The sequence below is a fragment of the Halomonas sp. H10-59 genome (assembly GCF_040070555.1).
GTDB lineage: Bacteria > Pseudomonadota > Gammaproteobacteria > Pseudomonadales > Halomonadaceae > Halomonas > Halomonas litopenaei.
On the sequence record NZ_CP098828.1, the window covers coordinates 3757363 to 3773591 of the forward strand.

Genomic DNA, 16229 nt, shown 5'->3' on the forward strand with positions numbered 1-16229 from the left:
AACAAGAGGTTAAGCGCAAATTTCAGCACTTCTTCCGAACCAGGCACAGTCGGCCGCGACAGTGCCGGCAGCGATACTCCTGACCGGCCTGGGCGTTGGCGTGACGCCGTGCCGAGAATCCGTGCTCGCGACAGGCGCAGCGATAGCGATACGGGACAGGGCTCGAGCGGGCGGTATCGAAGCGATGGGTGACCCGGGGGGCCAAGCCGAACAGCCTGAGCATGACGGTCTGCCACTCCCTGCCATGGGGGCGAAAGGTAGGCCCATCTTCCAGGTGCCAGACCAGCCAGTGGGCCACCTCGTGGGGCACCACCTCGGTGAAGAAGGCGTGGCGGTTCTCTTCCAGCAGCTGGCCATTGAAGCGCAGTCCGCCGCGACCGAAGTGGGCCTGCCCTGCGCCCTTGCCGCGCAGATCGCACCACACCTTCGGCTCCGGCAGCCCAGGATGATAGTCACGACACAGCGCCACCGCCTCCACGACTCTTGCCATCAGCGCCTGGCGCAGGGCGGCGACGTCGAGTGACTGAAGCCAGGCGTCGTCGACGTCGGGCAACACCGGGGTGGGAGAGTCACCGCGAGCGCGCGGGCGAATTGATGGCCGGGTCGAGGTCATGACGCAGTCAGAATAGGTAAAGGAGTGCTAGAATGCCGCCTCGAACGGGGACGGTAAAGACCACCGTCCAGTCATCCCCTCGCCAAGTGAGCGCCCCATGTCCGACGCCGAAACGCCGCTCCCCCTCCCCTTGCTCGAAGACGACGCTCTGGACCTGCTCGATGACTTTCTCGAGGAGCGCGCCGGTCCCGATGCGCTGGACCTGATCGGCGCCCACGGCTTCCTGGTCGCGCTGGCGGTGGCGCCGCGGGATGTCGAGGCTGCCGCCTGGGTCGCGGAGCTGTTTCACGGCACCCCCGAGTTCGAAAGCGACCAGGAAAGGGAGATCATCCTGGGCCTGCTCGAGCAGCTCAGGACCAACGCTATCGGCGTGCTGGAAGGCGGCGGTCTTCCCGAACTGCCCTTCGAGCTGACGCTGGACGGCATGGCGTCGGAAGAGACGCCCATCGGCGACTGGTGTGCCGGCTTCATGGAAGGCGTCTTCCTCGACGAGGCCGCCTGGTTCGAGGGCGATGAAGAAACCGTGGCCACACTGCTGTTGCCCTTCATGGCGCTGTCGGGACTGTTCGCCGACGAGCCCGACATGGCCGATCTGGCCGGGGAAGGTGAGCGACTCGAGCGCCTGGTCGGTCAGTTGCCGGAACTGGTGCTGGATCTGTACCTGCACTTCCGGGTACCGCCGGACACCCCCAAGCCCAAGCCCCGCGGCAAGGCGCCAGCCGGCGGCAGGGGTGGCAAGGCAGGCCACAAGGGTCATGGCAACAAGGGCCCTGGCAACAAGAGCAAGAGCGGCCAGGGCAGACCCCAGGCCAAAGGCCCCAAAGGCAAGCGATAGCGAATAACAGGCCAAGCGCTAGCGAATAACAGGCCAAGCGATAGCGCGTCACAGGCCAGGCGCTGGTCAGCACCGGAGCAAGCGATAGCCGGCGCCTCAGCGCAAGCGGGTCAGCCAGCCATCAAGGGTGCCGTACAGCCAGGTCCTGATCCTGGCCCACCAGGAGCGGCGCGCCCAGCTTTCCCGGGTGATCTCCCGACTCGCCGCGAAATTGCGCTCGAACAGCGCCGCGACCTCGTCGGCCAGGACGGCGTCCTCGACCTCCTGATTGGCCTCGAGGTTCCACTGCAGGCTCCAGTGGTCGAAGTTGCAGGACCCCAGGCTGACCCAGTCATCGGCGACCACGAACTTGGCGTGGATGAAGCTTGGCTGGAACTCGTAGATGCGCACCCCTGCCCGCAGCAACCGAGAGTAGAAGCGCTGCCCGGCGTAGCGGATACCGGGATGGTCGTGGTCCCGTCCTGGCAGCAGCAGGCGCACGTCACGGCCCTTGCGCGCCGCGCGCTGCAGCCTGAGCCTCAGCCCCAGGGTGGGCACAAAGTAGGGCGTACACAGCCACAGGCGCCGTTCGGCGCGGGCGATTCGCTCCTGCAGTGAGTGGCGAATGGCCTGAAAGCGGTAACCCCGTCCCCAGATCACCCGTGCCCTGACTCCAGGGTCATGGCGCCTCTCGCCACTCGACGACGGCAGCGCCGGTGCCTGCGGGGCGCCTCTGGTCAACGGCGAGTTCCACACCTGGGCAAACAGTGCCACCCAGTCGTCCACCACCGGGCCCTCGACACGCACAGCCACCTCGAACCAGGCCGCCAGGAACTCATCGACGGCGCCAAAGCCCCCGGTAAAGGCCAGTCGCTGGTCCACCACCACCAGCTTGCGATGATCACGACTGACGTTGCGTCCCAGCGAGTGCCAGCCCAGCGGGTTGAAGTCTCGCAACCACACGCCGGATGCGACCAGGCGTTCTCGATCCTGGCCTGAAAGCCCCATGGCGCCGAAACCGTCCAACAGTAGATAGACGGCGACGCCGCGCTGCGATGCGGCCACCAGCGCCTCGATGACGCGGTCGGCCAGTTCGCCGGACTCCATCAGATAAAGTTCGATCAGCACGCTTTGACGGGCCTCGGCCACCGCCTCGAACAGCGCCGGCAGGAAGCGATCGGCCTCCGGCAATAGATCGACGCGATTATGCTGTCGCCACGCGGTGGTCATGCTGCACGTCTCCCTGGCGGTGTCATATCAACCGGATATCAAGCAGATCATGGCGCCACCCTACCCGATCGTTATACTGACGGCACGACATGGATGGCCCGCAGACGGTCCTCGCCTACTGCCCCGAACAACGGAATTGCTATGCCTGGCATGCTTCGCGCACCGCTGCGCCGACTCATCGAACTGTGGACCGAGGTTCGGCTGGCGGAACCGACGCCGGATAAACTGGCGCTGGATCCGCAGCTACCGACGCTCTATGTGCTACCGCGCCCCTCGCTGAGCGACGCCCTGCTGCTGGACAGCTACTGCCAACGTCATGGCCTGCCCCCGGCGCGTGGCCGGTTGGCGCTGCCCGACAGCAACCTGCCGCGCTGCGTGGCGCTGCCGGCACGCCGGTTCCGGCTGTGGCCGGGCCAAGCCACCGGTGTCGCGCCCTTCACCGAGCTGATCACCAGCGACACCCGGATACAGCTGGTGCCCGTCAGTGTGTTCTGGGGGCGAGCCCCGGGCAAGGACTTCGGCCTCTGGCATCTGCTGGCAGCGGACAGCTGGCGCCTGACCGGACGACTGCGGCGAGCGCTGTCGGTGCTGGTCAACGGCCGCGACGTGGAAATCCAGTTCGGCGCCCCGCTGCACCTCGAAGAACTGCATGACGGTGACGCCCCACGCACCAACCGCAAGGCGGCAAGGCTGTTGCGGGTACACTTTCGCCGGGTGCGTACGCGGGTGCTGGGGCCGGACCTGTCGCACCGCAGCACGATGATTCAGGGAGTGGTGGCAAGCGACGAGGTGCGTCGGGAGATCGACCAACTGGCAGAGAAGGCCAGCTCACGCAAACGACTCAAGCGACGCGCCAGACGCTATGGCCACGAGATCGCGGCCAACATGACCTATCCGGTGCTGCGCTTTCTGGCCGGCGCCTTGAAGCGCCTGTGGAACCGGCTCTACGACGGCGTCGACGTCAATGGTCTGGAAGAGGTCAAGGCCCTGGCCGAGGATCACACCCTGATCTACGTGCCCTGCCACCGCAGCCATATCGACTACCTGCTGCTGTCCTACGTGCTCTACCGCGAAGGCTTGATGCCGCCCCACATCGCCGCAGGACGCAACCTTGACATGCCGTTGATCGGCCCTTTGCTGAGACGTGGTGGCGCCTTCTTCCTGCGTCGCAGCTTTCGCGACAACCGCCTCTACGGCGCGGTGTTCAACGAATATCTGCACCGCCTGCTGGCCCGGGGCTATCCGATGGAGTACTTCATCGAAGGCGGTCGTTCCCGCAGCGGTCGCATGCTCACGCCTCGTCCCGGCATGCTGGCGATGACACTGCGGTCCTTCCTGCGCTGCCAGCGGGTCGACGAGCGGCCGATGGTCTTTGTTCCGGTCTATATCGGCTACGAGCGTATTCTCGAGAACTCCAGCTACCAGCGCGAACTGGGCGGTGGCAAGAAGCGCAAGGAGTCCCCGCTGGATCTGCTGCGGGTGCTCGGACGTCTGCGCGAGCCCTACGGCCGGGTATCGGTCAATATCGGCGAGCCGCTGCCCATCGGGGGCTTTCTCGATAGCCACGCCCCCGGCTGGCGAGACGACGAGTCGCCGCGCCCCGACTGGCTGGCACCGACGGTCACCACGCTTGGCAGATCCCTGACCCGGCGCATCAACCGGGTGGCGGCGCTGAATGCCATCAACCTGACAGGCCTAGCGCTACTCTCGTCGCCGCACCGCGCCCTGGAGTACGCCACCCTGACCGACCAGCTCGCCCTGCTCTGTCGCCTGGCCGACAGCCCCGCCTGCGGCGAAAGACCCAGTCTGCCCGACGAGTCTCCGGAAGCCTGCATCGCCAGGGCGGTGGACCTGGACATGGTCGAGCGCCACGCCCATAGCCTTGGTGACATCGTCAGCGCCACGCCCGAGCAGGCGGCACTGCTGGCCTGGTATCGCAACAACGTGCTGCACCTGTTCGCCCTGCCGGCGCTGGTCGCCTTCGCCTTTCGCAGCCGCCACCAACGCAGCCTCCACGAACTCTGCGACCTGTTGACGCCGCTTTGGCCACCGCTGGCCCGGGAGTTCTGTGTCGATGAAAGCGCGGACATGAAGGAACGCCTCGCGGCCATTCTTGCCGTCCAGGTGGACCTGGGGCTGCTGGAGCGCCATGGCGAAGGCTTTACGCCGGTGGAAAGCCTCGAAGGCCGAGAACGCCTCGAGCTGATCGGCCGTATGATCCAGCCATCGCTGGAGCGCAACGCCCTGCTGATCGAGGTGCTGCTGCGATCCGGATCGGGGGCACTGGACCGGGCCACTCTGAAGGAGCGCTCGCGCGCGCTGTCGGAGCGCCTTGGACTGCTCAGCGGTCGCGAGGCACCGGAGTTCTTCGACCCCAAGCTGTTCGAGACCCTGATCGATACCCTGGAACAGGAAGGCTGGGTGTGGCTCGAGCAGGACCGGCTGCACTTCGACGAGTGCCTCAAGCGCGCGGCCCAGCGGGCCTCACGCCTGCTCGACGCCTCGCTGCGACGGCGGCTGGCGTTGATCAGCCGTCACCGCGAGGAGGCCGTCGAGGCTCCCTCGGAGGTCAGCGCTCAGCCTTGAGCGAGCGGTGCACGTAGATGTCGTAGCGGCTGGTCTTCTCCTCGAGTCGATGCCTCGGCTCGGGGCCTGCTATGGGAGGCGCCTTGCGCGGACGCTTGACCACCACGCGGTGGCTGGCGACGTCCAGCGCCGCTTCCAATAGCCGCGGTGCATCGTCATCGTCCCCCGCCAACTCGCGAAACAGCCGCATCTCCTTCTTGACCAGGGCCGACTTGTCGCGGTGGGGGAACATCGGGTCCAGGTGGATCACCTCCGGGGCTACCCCGGCCGCTGCCACGATGGCGTCAAGCTCGCGACTGCTGTCGCCATGGGCAAGGTGCATGTGCGCCGCCGCTTCCTGAGTGTCGCTATCCTCCCGGGCACGCCGGAGTCCGTCATCCAGCAGGGCCGCAATCGCGGCTACCCGCTCGATCAGCAGCACCTCGGCGCCCAGGCTCGCCAGCACGAAGGCGTCACGGCCTAGACCCGCGGTGGCATCGATGATGCTCGGGGTGACGCCCTTGGCCAGACCACAGGCCCGAGCCACCAGTTGACCGCGCCCGCCGCCGAAACGCCGTCGGTGGCCGGCTCGCCCACCGACGAAGTCGACCCATAGCGGCTTGCCATAGCGGGCCTCGCCACCGACCAGCACCAGCCGACCCTGGTCATCCCGTTCCAGCGCCAGCGCCGCCTCGGGGTCGGTGTCCATAACGAAGGGCAGCGCCAGGTCAGGGCTCAGGCGAACACTCACGAACGCGCCTTTCGCTCGGTCTTCTTCCAGGCCACCTGGTCGCGCAGATAGACGGGCTGGGCGTCATGGGGACGCTGGGCATCGCCTGCGGCAAAGACCTCGACGGCCAGGCGCACCATGTCCTCGGCGGCAGGGTCGACATCGGTCACGGTCAGATTGAGACTGGCCTGGATCTCGGCGGGCATCTGATCCCACAGCGCCCAGCCAGACCCCAGTCCCACCCAATCATGGTCTTCATGCTCGCGGGGCAGCACCAGCCGTTCGGGCGGCAGCACCGCTTCGTCCATCAGTGCCAACGGCCGCCCGTCCTCGACCCGCCAGGCACCGACGTAGATTTCGCCCATGCGGGCGTCCAGCGCGGTGACCATGTAGCGATAGCGATGGCGCAGGTGGCCGCCCAGCGCCAGTGCCTCCAGCGTCGATACACCGACCAGCGGGCGGTCCAGTCCGTAGGCCAGCCCCTGGGCCACACCCGCGGCAATCCGCAAGCCAGTGAAGGAGCCTGGTCCGCGCCCGTAGGCCACGGCGTCCAGTTCGCTGGCCGCCACCCCGGCCTCGGCCAGCACTTCGTCGACCATCGGCAACAGACGACGGGTATGCTCTCGCGGGGTCTGCGCAAAACGCGCTATCACCTCGTCCGGGCTACCCTCCTGGCGACGCAGCAGGGCCGCGGAGCAGGCGCTCGAGGAGGCATCGAGGGCCACAATCAAGGTCATGTCAGGCTCATCCTGGTAGTGAATCCGGCACATTATAAACGACTCACGGCCCGCCTTGGGGCGAGCCGTGAGTCGAATGCAGCAAGCGTGGTGCGGTAGATCAGCCTTCGAGGGCCTCGCGCACCTGACGGGTGATGTCATCGACACTACCCACGCCTTCCACGCGATGATAGCGCGGGGCATCCTCAGGCGCCTGCTGGGCCCATTGCTGGTAGTAGCCCACCAGCGGCTCGGTCTGCTCGTGGTAGACCGACAGACGATTACGAACGGTATTCTCGCGATCATCATCACGCTGAACCAGCGCCTCGCCGGTCACATCATCCTTGCCGTCTTCCTTGGGCGGATTGTGGTCGACGTGGTAGACGCGGCCGGACGCCGGGTGGACCCGACGACCCGCCAGACGATTGACGATTTCCTCGTCGGCCACGGCGATCTCGAGCACGTGATCGATCTTGACGCCACCTTCCTTCATGGCATCGGCCTGGGGAATGGTGCGCGGGAAGCCGTCAAACAGGAAACCGTTGGCGCAGTCAGGCTGGGCGATGCGTTCCTTGACCAGGGCGATGATGATGTCATCGGAGACCAGGCCACCGGTGGTCATGATTTCCTTCACCTTGAGGCCCAGTTCACTGCCTTCCTTGACCGCTGCACGCAGCATGTCACCAGTGGAAATCTGTGGGATATCGTAGCGCTCACAGATGAATTGGGCCTGGGTGCCCTTGCCGGCACCCGGGGCACCCAAGAGGATCAAACGCATCGTTGGAACTCCTTCGAGAAAGCGAAAAGTCGGGGTGAAGAATGGGTTAAGCGAACAATACCCGTGCCGTCTTGGCGACACAACCTGAGGTTACTCGCAACTCACCGAAAACCTGCAGAAAAAGCGTTTAACATCAAGCTGCTGGCATCTAGATTGCACTTTGGTCAGGAGTCATAGAAGCGTCACGATTCGCCCGGCCTGGCACATCCACATGGCACGCTGTCAGAGCTGACGGCAGGACGAGAAACGGCGCCTTGCGGCGCCGTTCTGTTCTCGCATTCGGCCTGAATTACAGCAGAAGGCGACGCACGTCGGTCAACAACTGTCCCAGCAACGCGGTGAAGCGCGCGGCATCGGCGCCGTTGACGGCACGGTGGTCATAGGACAGCGACAGCGGCATCATCAGTCGCGGCTGGAAGTCCGCGCCATTCCACACCGGCTTCATCGACGCCTTGGAAACCCCGAGGATCGCCACCTCCGGCGGGTTCACGATGGGCGTGAAGGCGGTCCCGCCGATGGAGCCCAGGCTCGAGATGGTGAAGCAACCACCGGTCATCTCGTCACGCTTGAGCTTCTTCGACTGAGCCTTCTTGGCCAGCTCCACCGACTCCTTGGCCAGGTCGATCAGCGACTTCTTGTCGGCATCGCGGATCACCGGCACCATCAGGCCATCGGGCGTGTCCACGGCAATACCGATGTGCACGTACTTCTTCTGCACCACGGTCTCGCCGTCGGCCTTGAGGCTGACGTTAAACTGCGGGTACTTGTTCAAGGCATAGGCGCACGCCTTGATCAGGAACGGCAGCGGAGTCAGCTTGGCGCCCTGGGCTTCCGCCTCGGCCTTCATCGACTTGCGGAAGGCCTCGAGCTCGGTGATGTCCGCCTCGTCGAACTGCGTGACGTGGGGAATATTGACCCAGCTGCGATGCAGATTGTTGGCGCCCATCTTCATCAGGCGGCCCATCTGCTTCTCTTCGATCTCGCCGAACTGGCTGAAGTCCTGATCCGGGATCGGCGGAATGCCAGAGCCCCCGGCAGCAGGTGCCGCAGCGGCGTCGCTCTTGCCCTTGCCCTGGTTGGCCATGGCCTGCTTGACGTAGTTCTGCACGTCTTCCTTGAGCACTCGGTCCTTGGGACCGGAGGGCTTCACCAGGGCCAGGTCGACACCCAGTTCGCGGGCCAGCATGCGCACCGCAGGGCCGGCGTGGACGCTCTTGGCATCACGCGGCTTGTCGGCCACCGCAGAGCCCTGACCGGACGCCGCCTGCTGCTTGGGCGCGTCCTTCTTCGGGGCATCCTTTTTCGGGGCGTCCTTCTTGGGAGCGTCCTTCTTCGGCGCCTTCTTCTTGGGCGCCGCGCCGGCGACCTCGATGTAGCCGATCAGGTCACCCTCGGAGACACTGTCGCCTTCCTTCACCGACAGCTCCACCACCTTGCCCTTGAACGGACTCGGCACGTCCATGGAGGCCTTGTCGGACTCCAGGGTGATCAGGGCGTCCTCGACGTCCACCTCGTCACCTTCGCTGACGGCCATCTCGATGATCGGCACGTCGCTGGAACCGGACAGGTCGGGGACACGAACCTCCTGACGACCACCTTCGGCGGCCTCGTCGTCGGAATCGTCCTCTTCCTGCTCTTCCGACGCGCTTTCGGCGGACTCGGCTGCACTATCATCGGCAGACTCATCGGCAGACTCATCGGCAGACTCATCGGCAGAGTCGTCATCGCCATCATCGCCATCATCGCCTTCACCGGCGACTTCCATGGAGCCGATGACGTCACCTTCGGAGACGGTATCCCCTTCCTTGACGTTCAGGCTGACCAACTTGCCGGCGTGGGGGCTCGGCACGTCCATGGAGGCCTTGTCGGACTCCAGGGTGATCAGGGTGTCTTCCTCGCCGACCTCGTCGCCTTCGGACACCGCCACCTCGATGATCTCAACGTCGCTGGAGCCACCCAGGTCCGGCACCTTGATCTCGACGGTCTTGCTGCCACCGCCGCTCTTCTTCTTCGGTGCCGGCTTGTCGTCGGACTTGGGCGCTTCCTGCTCGTCGCCGCCGGAATCGGCCTGCGACTCTTCAGCCGAATCGGCGTCGGCGTCAGCATCCTCGTCGGCGTCGCCACCACCTTCGGCCTCGATCTCGACGATGTCATCGCCTTCCGAGACGGTGTCGCCTTCCTTGACCAGAACCTTGAGGACCTTGCCGCCCTTGGGCGCCGGCACGTCCATGCTGGCCTTGTCGGATTCCAGGGTAATCAGGGTGTCTTCCGGCTCGATCACGTCACCTTCGGACACCGCGACTTCGATGATTTCCACATCGGTGTCACCACCGATATCGGGCACTTTGATGATTTCGCTACTCAAGGTCGCGCTCCTTCAAACTCTTGACGGAGGCGGGCCACCGGCCCGCCATGCCACCGGACAGTCCAACCGATGCCTTACACCTCGAGCGGGTTGGGCTTGTTCGGGTCGATGTCGTACTTCTTGAGTGCCTCGGCCACGACCTTGCGGTCGATCTCGTCACGATCGGCCAGCGCCTTGAGCGCCGCCACGGTGACGTAGTAGCGGTCGACCTCGAAGAACCGGCGAAGCGCTTCGCGGGTGTCGGAGCGACCATAGCCGTCGGTGCCCAGTACATGATAGTCGGTCGGCACCCAGGCGCGGACCTGGTCGGCGTACAGCTTCATGTAGTCGGTCGAGGCGATCGCCGGTCCCTTGCGCCCTTCCAGACACTTGGTGACGTGAGGCTTCTCGGGGTCCGCATCCGGGTTGATGAAGGCCTGACGATCGAGCCCCAGGGCCTCGCGACGCAGCTCATTGAAGCTGGTCACGCTCCAGATGTCGGAGCCCACACCCCACTCTTCGGCCAGTATCTCGGCGGCAGCCTCGACCTCGCGCAGGATGGTACCGGAGCCCAGCAGCTGGACGTGGCCCTTCTTGCCCTTGGTCTCGCGCAGCAGGTACATGCCCTTGATGATGTCCTCGGCGGGAATCTCCTCGAGCTCGGGGTGCTCGTAGTTCTCGTTCATCAGGGTCAGGTAGTAGAAGCAGTTTTCCTTGTCGGAGAACATCCGCTTCAGACCATCCTGCACGATGACCGCGACTTCGTGCCCGTAGGTCGGGTCATAGGTGCGGCAGTTCGGGATCATCGCTGCCTGCAGCAGGCTGTGACCGTCCTGGTGCTGGAGACCCTCGCCGTTGAGCGTGGTACGACCGGCGGTACCACCGCACAGGAAGCCGCGAGCCTGCATGTCACCGGCGGCCCAGGCCAGATCACCGATCCGCTGGAAGCCGAACATCGAGTAGTAGATGTAGAACGGCAGCAGAGTGGTGTTGTTGTTCGAGTACGAGGTGGCCGCGGCAATCCAGGCAGACATGGCGCCGGCCTCGGTGATGCCTTCCTCGAGGATCTGACCCTTCTGATCCTCGCGGTAGAACATGATCTGGCCCTTGTCGACCGGCTCGTACTTCTGGCCTTCGGAGGTGTAGATACCGAGCTGACGGAACATGCCCTCCATACCGAAGGTGCGCGCCTCGTCGGGGATGATCGGGACCACCCGCTTGCCGATCTTCTTGTCCTTGACCAGGCCATTGAGGATCCGCACGAAGGCCATGGTGGTGGACACTTCGCGGCCCTTGGAGCCGCCGGTCTGGGAGGCGAAGGTCTTGTCATCGAGGCCGGGAATCTCGAGCGCCTCGAAGTCATTGCGACGGCTCGGCAGATAGCCGCCTAGCTGTTCGCGCTGATAGTGCATGTACTTCATTTCGGGCGAATCGTCGTCCGGCTTGTAGTACGGCACTTCCTTGAGCTGGTCGTCGGAGATCGGGATGCCGAAGCGATCACGGAAGCGCTTGAGCGCCTCGTACTCCATGGTCTTGACCTGGTGCGCCTCGTTGGCCGCCTCGCCGTCGCCGCCACCCATGCCGTAGCCCTTGACGGTATGCGCCAGGATCACGGTGGGGCGACCATTGGGTTTGGTGGTCGCCTCGTGGTACGCCGCGTAGACCTTGAACGGATCGTGGCCACCGCGATTGAGCTTCCAGATGTCCTCGTCGGACATGTCCTTGACCAGGTCGGCGGTCTCCGGGTACTTGCCGAAGAAGTGCTCACGGGTGTAGGCACCGCCGTTGGCCTTGTAGTTCTGGTAGTCGCCGTCGACCGCCTCGTCCATGCGCTTCTGCAGCATGCCCTTCTTGTCCTTCTCGAAGAGCGGGTCCCAGTGACGACCCCAGACGACCTTGAGCACGTTCCAGCCGGCACCGCGGAAGACACCCTCGAGCTCGTCGATGATGCGGGAGTTGCCGCGCACCGGGCCATCGAGACGCTGCAGGTTGCAGTTGATAACAAAGATCAGATTGTCGAGCTTCTCGCGGCTGGCCAGGTGGATGGCGCCGAGAGATTCCGGCTCGTCACACTCACCGTCGCCCATGAAGCACCAGATCTTGCGATCCTGCATGTCGTGCAGCTCGCGGGAGTGCAGGTACTTCATGACGTGGGCCTGGTAGATCGCCTGGATCGGGCCCAGACCCATGGAAACCGTCGGGAACTGCCAGAACTCCGGCATCAGCCACGGGTGCGGGTAGGATGACAGGCCGTTGCCATCGACTTCCTGGCGGTAGCTGTCCATCTGCTCTTCGGTCAGCCGGCCCTCGAGGTAGGCGCGGGCGTAGATGCCCGGTGCCACGTGACCCTGGATGTAGATCAGGTCGCCTTCGAAGTCGCCGTTGGGGGCACGGAAGAAATGGTTGAAGCCCACGTCGTAGAGAGTCGCGGAGGACATGAAGCTGGCGATGTGGCCACCCAGTCCCGGCTTCGCCTTGTTGTTGCGAATGACCTGAGCGATGGCGTTGTAGCGGATCACCGAGCGAATACGACGCTCCATGAACAGATCGCCAGGCATCGGGGCCTCGCAGTGCACCGGAATGGTGTTGCGATGCGGGGTGGTGACCGAGAAGGGCACCTGCATGCCGTCCTGGCGATAACGGTCGGCGAGCCGCGTCATCAGGTACCGGGCACGATCCTCGCCCTCACGATCCAGAACAGACTCCAGGGAATCCAACCATTCCTGGGTTTCGACCGGATCGAGATCTTCTCTTGAACCAAGACTCATAGAACGTCTCTCCGAATGACGATGGGGGTCCATTGCCCCACGATCGAGGCCAATGAGCGAGCGGGATAGAGGGGGTGATTCCCCGCCCGCCTCGCAGCGTCAGGCATGTAGTAATATTACTAGAATGTCCGTGCCAAACGAGCACGATTGGGCAAGAAGATACCTCAAACGCCCTGCACTGCCAATTGAAGCAGCTATGGAAATATTTTTCAATTACCTCATATTGCACTGCAACACAATAGCTTAACCTAAAGGGGGTATGACTTAAGCGCCTCAAGTCAGCCACTTGTAAACAAACTACCGTTTGACCTGAAGGTGATGGCTCGCGCTATGCCGAAACGATGCATGGCATCTTCATCTAGCGGTGCTGCAAACAGCGCCGCAGGTACGCCCAGTCGAAGGAGGGGCCGGGATCGGTCTTTCGCAGGGGAGCGATTCGCGCGTGACTGGTCAGTCGTTGGGGGGTGATCTCGGGGTAGGCGTCAAACAGCGCGTGCAGCACCTGGGCCAGGGCACGGTACTGGGCGTCTCGATAGGGCGACACCTCGTCCCCTTCGAGCTCGATCCCGATCGAGAAGTCGTTGAGCTCGCGGCGCAGGCAATGGCCATCGAACCAGCTGGAGCGTCCCGCGTGCCAGGCCCTCGCCTCGAAGGGCGCAAACTGAACACACTCTCCGTCGCGACGGATCAACAGATGCGCCGAGACCTTGAGTCCGGCGATACTCGCGAAGTAAGGGTGGGCCTCGGGATCCAGACGGTTGGTGAACAGTTCCTCGATGTGCTCGCCGCCGAATTGACCCGGCGGCAGACTGATGGAATGCACCACCACCGCCGATATTTCTCGTTCGGGTCGTTCATTGACGTTGGGCGAAGGCGCTCGCCTGGCCCCGTCGAGCCACCCGTCGTGACACTGCATGCTGGTGTCTCCATTGTCTGAATATGGGATCGTCACCTCGCCCACTGACGTCGAGGTGCTAGTGCCCCTATAATGTCGGCTCCACGCGCCGCAATACAGAGATACCCATGCACTTTCAGGACGCCCTTGCCGAAGACATCCGCAACAGTGCCGCTCGCCTGCTGGCCGAGGACGTCGGTCCGGTGGACATCACCGCCCAACTGATTCCCGAAAAGCATCTGGGCAAGGCCCGCGTCATCAGCCGCGAGCCGGCGATACTCTGCGGCGTGGCCTGGGTCGACGAGCTGTTCCGCCGCCTCGATCCCCGGGTCGCTCTGACCTGGCATGCCGCGGACGGCGATCGACTGACGCCAGACGAGCCCTTTCTCGAACTGGCAGGCCCCGCACGCAGCCTGCTGACCGGCGAGCGCGCGGCTCTCAACCTGCTGCAGACGCTGTCGGCCACCGCCACGCGCACCCGCCACTACGTCGACCTGCTCGAGGGCACCGGTGTGCGGCTGCTCGACACCCGCAAGACGTTGCCAGGTCTGCGTATCGCCCAGAAGTATGCGGTGGCTTGTGGCGGTGGCTGCAACCATCGGATCGGCCTCTACGACGCCTTCCTGATCAAGGAAAACCATATCTCGGCCTGCGGCGGCATCGCCGGCGCCGTGAAGGAGGCCCGCAGCATCGCGCGTGACCTGACGGTGGAGGTGGAAGTCGAGACCTTCGAGGAACTGGATCAGGCGCTGGCCGCCGGCGCCGACGTGATCATGCTCGACAACTTCTCACTGGATGACATGCGAGAAGCGGTGCGCCGCGTCGCAGGCCAGGCGACGCTGGAGGCGTCCGGCAATGTCGACGAGACGACGCTGAAAGCCATCGCCCAGACCGGTGTCGACTGCATCTCGAGCGGCGCACTGACCAAGGACGTGAAGGCCATCGACCTGTCCATGCGCATGGTCGAGGAAGGCCCGGCAGGCTGACGCCCTGCCCGTTTCGAGAAGCGATCCCCCGGCCTGGACCCTGGCCCATGCCTGGGGGCTATTCTTGAAGGGCACTCTCGGGGGCACTCCTGCAGATTACTCTCAGGGGGCTCTCCAGCGGGGTCACTCCAGCGGGGGGGGCTCTCCAGCGTCCAGCGGGGGGGCTCTCCAGCGTCCAGCGGGGGCACTCCAACGTCCAGCCGGGGTCACTCCAACGGCTTGCTCATGCATAGCCGTGGCAGCAGCTCTCCGGCGCGCTCGACCCACTCTTCACCGTGGGATTCCCAGCCGGCGTCGAGCAGTGGCTCTGCCAGCATCAGGCTGGCTTCGATGATCATCCGCCGGGCGCCGGCGTTTCTCAGGCGCTCCTCGGCAAGCGACAGCAAGCGGCCGCCGATGCCCTGGCCGGTCAGCGAGGGCCACACATAGAGCGTCTCGACGCGCGCGCGACCGGGGTCCAACTCGACAAAGCCGACGCAGCGACCGTCACACTCGGCCACCAGGGTAGCAAACAATGCCTGACGAGCACGCCAGGCGGAACCGTCCCTGGGCAGCGCCGAAGCCCAGGCCTGACGCTGGGCCAGACTGTAGTGGCGACTGGCCCCCATCATGACGGCGTGATAGAACACTTCGGCTTGATCCGAGCCATCCTTGGCGAGGGCCTCACGATAGTGAATACGGGAACGTCGCTCGACCGGCATGGCTTGCGACATTCTGGGTTCGGACATGTAGGGAACTCCTGCAGGACTGGAGACGGATAATCCGGCGCGTCGAGGTTCGCCAAGCCTAATCAGATAACGGGCTCGATCCAACACTCCTGACCACCCTGATGCCCGGCGACGCTGTTTCATGCCCAACTGGAGCTTTGTCATGTCACGATACCTGCAAGCACGTTGCTGGAGTCATTCAGGTCACCCCTGACCCACTTCCTGCGTCATCAGAGTTTCGACATCAAAGCATCGATGTAACAGCATCCACCTCAACGCCTCGACATCAGAGCCTCACCAGATCATGCCCGACGACCTCTATACCCTGACGCCCATCGGCACCATACGCAGCGACTTCCCGGACAAGTTCGGCGTACCCCGTCAGCCAGGGCTTGCAGAAGATGCCAGAGCTCGTCTGGTGCTGGAGGGCGACTTCGCCAATCCCATGGCCGTACGTGGGCTGGAGGGGTTCAGCCACCTGTGGCTGACCTTCATCTTTCACCTTAGTCCGCCCCACTGGAAAGCGATGGTCCGTCCGCCTCGACTGGGAGGAAATGCACGAATAGGCGTATTTGCCAGCCGCAGCACCCACCGCCCCAACCGTCTCGGGCTCTCGCTGGTGGAGTTGATCGACATCGATACGCGCGACGGCGTCAGCCTGGTGCTCAAGAGCGCCGATCTGGTCGACGGCACACCAGTGGTGGATATCAAGCCCTACCTGCCCTGGGCCGAGAGTCGCCCCGACGCCCGTACCGGTTTTGCACCTGAAGCGCCGACGCAGCATCCGGTGGTGTTCTCGGCCGAGGCCGAAGCGGTGCTTTCCAGCAGCGACAACGATGGTTCCTTGCGTCGCTTGATCGCCCAGGTCCTCGCCCAGGACCCGCGCCCCGCCTATCGCAGCAAGGGCAGTGACGACGATCGCCAGTACGGTGTCAGCCTGAGAGGTTTCAACGTGCGTTTTCGCGCCGAAAACGACAAGGGCGCCCTGCGCTTTCGCGTGGACGCCCTTGAAACCGGGCAGGAACCAGGAAGAAACGACTGACCCGCTGTGCTCGTAACTCCACTGGCCGCAGCATCATATGC

13 protein-coding genes are annotated in these 16229 nt (G+C 64.3%); 4 read left to right on the forward strand and 9 right to left on the reverse strand.

Features of this window, described 5'->3' with window-relative positions:
- Positions 1-22 precede the first annotated feature (22 nt).
- Positions 23-613: a SprT-like domain-containing protein gene (locus NFG57_RS16330; RefSeq protein ID WP_348814781.1), complete on the reverse strand. Its 591-nt coding sequence runs from the start codon at positions 611-613 to the stop codon at positions 23-25.
- 97 nt (positions 614-710) lie between these two features.
- Between NFG57_RS16330 and NFG57_RS16335 the strand changes: the two genes are divergently transcribed.
- Positions 711-1448: a YecA family protein gene (locus NFG57_RS16335; RefSeq protein ID WP_348814782.1), complete on the forward strand. Its 738-nt coding sequence runs from the start codon at positions 711-713 to the stop codon at positions 1446-1448.
- A 96-nt stretch (positions 1449-1544) separates the two neighbouring features.
- On the opposite strand, the gene NFG57_RS16340 is transcribed toward NFG57_RS16335, so the two are convergent.
- Complete coding sequence (locus NFG57_RS16340; RefSeq protein ID WP_222570069.1) at positions 1545-2657, reverse strand: phospholipase D-like domain-containing protein; 1113 nt, start codon at positions 2655-2657, stop codon at positions 1545-1547.
- A gap of 141 nt (positions 2658-2798) precedes the next feature.
- Between NFG57_RS16340 and plsB the strand changes: the two genes are divergently transcribed.
- Complete coding sequence (gene plsB / locus NFG57_RS16345; RefSeq protein ID WP_348814783.1) at positions 2799-5243, forward strand: glycerol-3-phosphate 1-O-acyltransferase PlsB; 2445 nt, start codon at positions 2799-2801, stop codon at positions 5241-5243.
- On the opposite strand, the gene NFG57_RS16350 is transcribed toward plsB, so the two are convergent.
- The 6 genes from NFG57_RS16350 to ampD form a co-directional block, all read right to left on the reverse strand.
- Positions 5227-5931 carry a class I SAM-dependent methyltransferase gene (locus tag NFG57_RS16350; RefSeq protein ID WP_348816198.1) on the reverse strand — a complete coding sequence of 235 codons (705 nt, stop codon included), beginning with the start codon at positions 5929-5931 and terminating at the stop codon, positions 5227-5229. The genes plsB and NFG57_RS16350 overlap by 17 nt on opposite strands.
- Positions 5932-5969: 38 nt before the next feature.
- Positions 5970-6689: a tRNA (adenosine(37)-N6)-threonylcarbamoyltransferase complex dimerization subunit type 1 TsaB gene (gene tsaB, locus NFG57_RS16355; RefSeq protein ID WP_045992827.1), complete on the reverse strand. Its 720-nt coding sequence runs from the start codon at positions 6687-6689 to the stop codon at positions 5970-5972.
- A gap of 100 nt (positions 6690-6789) precedes the next feature.
- Positions 6790-7446 carry an adenylate kinase gene (gene adk / locus NFG57_RS16360; protein WP_045992828.1) on the reverse strand — a complete coding sequence of 219 codons (657 nt, stop codon included), beginning with the start codon at positions 7444-7446 and terminating at the stop codon, positions 6790-6792.
- Between the two features lie 289 nt (positions 7447-7735).
- Positions 7736-9811 (reverse strand): dihydrolipoyllysine-residue acetyltransferase, encoded by a 2076-nt coding sequence (gene aceF, locus NFG57_RS16365; protein ID WP_348814784.1) that lies wholly within the window; start codon positions 9809-9811, stop codon positions 7736-7738.
- 74 nt (positions 9812-9885) lie between these two features.
- Complete coding sequence (gene aceE, locus NFG57_RS16370) at positions 9886-12558, reverse strand: pyruvate dehydrogenase (acetyl-transferring), homodimeric type (protein ID WP_045992830.1); 2673 nt, start codon at positions 12556-12558, stop codon at positions 9886-9888.
- A gap of 358 nt (positions 12559-12916) precedes the next feature.
- On the reverse strand, positions 12917-13474 hold the full coding sequence (ampD, locus tag NFG57_RS16375) for a 1,6-anhydro-N-acetylmuramyl-L-alanine amidase AmpD (RefSeq protein WP_045992831.1): 558 nt from the start codon (positions 13472-13474) through the stop codon (positions 12917-12919).
- A 107-nt stretch (positions 13475-13581) separates the two neighbouring features.
- On the opposite strand from ampD, the gene nadC reads away from it, so the two are divergent.
- Positions 13582-14439, forward strand: coding sequence for a carboxylating nicotinate-nucleotide diphosphorylase (nadC, locus tag NFG57_RS16380; protein WP_045992832.1), 858 nt, complete (start codon positions 13582-13584; stop codon positions 14437-14439).
- 206 nt (positions 14440-14645) lie between these two features.
- On the opposite strand, the gene NFG57_RS16385 is transcribed toward nadC, so the two are convergent.
- On the reverse strand, positions 14646-15167 hold the full coding sequence (locus NFG57_RS16385) for a GNAT family N-acetyltransferase (RefSeq protein WP_348814785.1): 522 nt from the start codon (positions 15165-15167) through the stop codon (positions 14646-14648).
- A gap of 283 nt (positions 15168-15450) precedes the next feature.
- On the opposite strand from NFG57_RS16385, the gene tsaA reads away from it, so the two are divergent.
- Positions 15451-16188 (forward strand): tRNA (N6-threonylcarbamoyladenosine(37)-N6)-methyltransferase TrmO, encoded by a 738-nt coding sequence (tsaA, locus tag NFG57_RS16390; protein ID WP_045992834.1) that lies wholly within the window; start codon positions 15451-15453, stop codon positions 16186-16188.
- Positions 16189-16229: the final 41 nt, after the last annotated feature.

Coding starts and splice junctions, on each gene's coding strand:
- NFG57_RS16330 (WP_348814781.1), bottom strand. CDS start 613: ATGACCTCGACCCGGCCATCAATTCGCCCGCGCGCTCGCGGTGACTCT.
- NFG57_RS16335 (WP_348814782.1), top strand. CDS start 711: ATGTCCGACGCCGAAACGCCGCTCCCCCTCCCCTTGCTCGAAGACGAC.
- NFG57_RS16340 (WP_222570069.1), bottom strand. CDS start 2,657: ATGACCACCGCGTGGCGACAGCATAATCGCGTCGATCTATTGCCGGAG.
- plsB (WP_348814783.1), top strand. CDS start 2,799: ATGCCTGGCATGCTTCGCGCACCGCTGCGCCGACTCATCGAACTGTGG.
- NFG57_RS16350 (WP_348816198.1), bottom strand. CDS start 5,931: ATGGACACCGACCCCGAGGCGGCGCTGGCGCTGGAACGGGATGACCAG.
- tsaB (WP_045992827.1), bottom strand. CDS start 6,689: ATGACCTTGATTGTGGCCCTCGATGCCTCCTCGAGCGCCTGCTCCGCG.
- adk (WP_045992828.1), bottom strand. CDS start 7,446: ATGCGTTTGATCCTCTTGGGTGCCCCGGGTGCCGGCAAGGGCACCCAG.
- aceE (WP_045992830.1), bottom strand. CDS start 12,558: ATGAGTCTTGGTTCAAGAGAAGATCTCGATCCGGTCGAAACCCAGGAA.
- ampD (WP_045992831.1), bottom strand. CDS start 13,474: ATGCAGTGTCACGACGGGTGGCTCGACGGGGCCAGGCGAGCGCCTTCG.
- nadC (WP_045992832.1), top strand. CDS start 13,582: ATGCACTTTCAGGACGCCCTTGCCGAAGACATCCGCAACAGTGCCGCT.
- NFG57_RS16385 (WP_348814785.1), bottom strand. CDS start 15,167: ATGTCCGAACCCAGAATGTCGCAAGCCATGCCGGTCGAGCGACGTTCC.
- tsaA (WP_045992834.1), top strand. CDS start 15,451: ATGCCCGACGACCTCTATACCCTGACGCCCATCGGCACCATACGCAGC.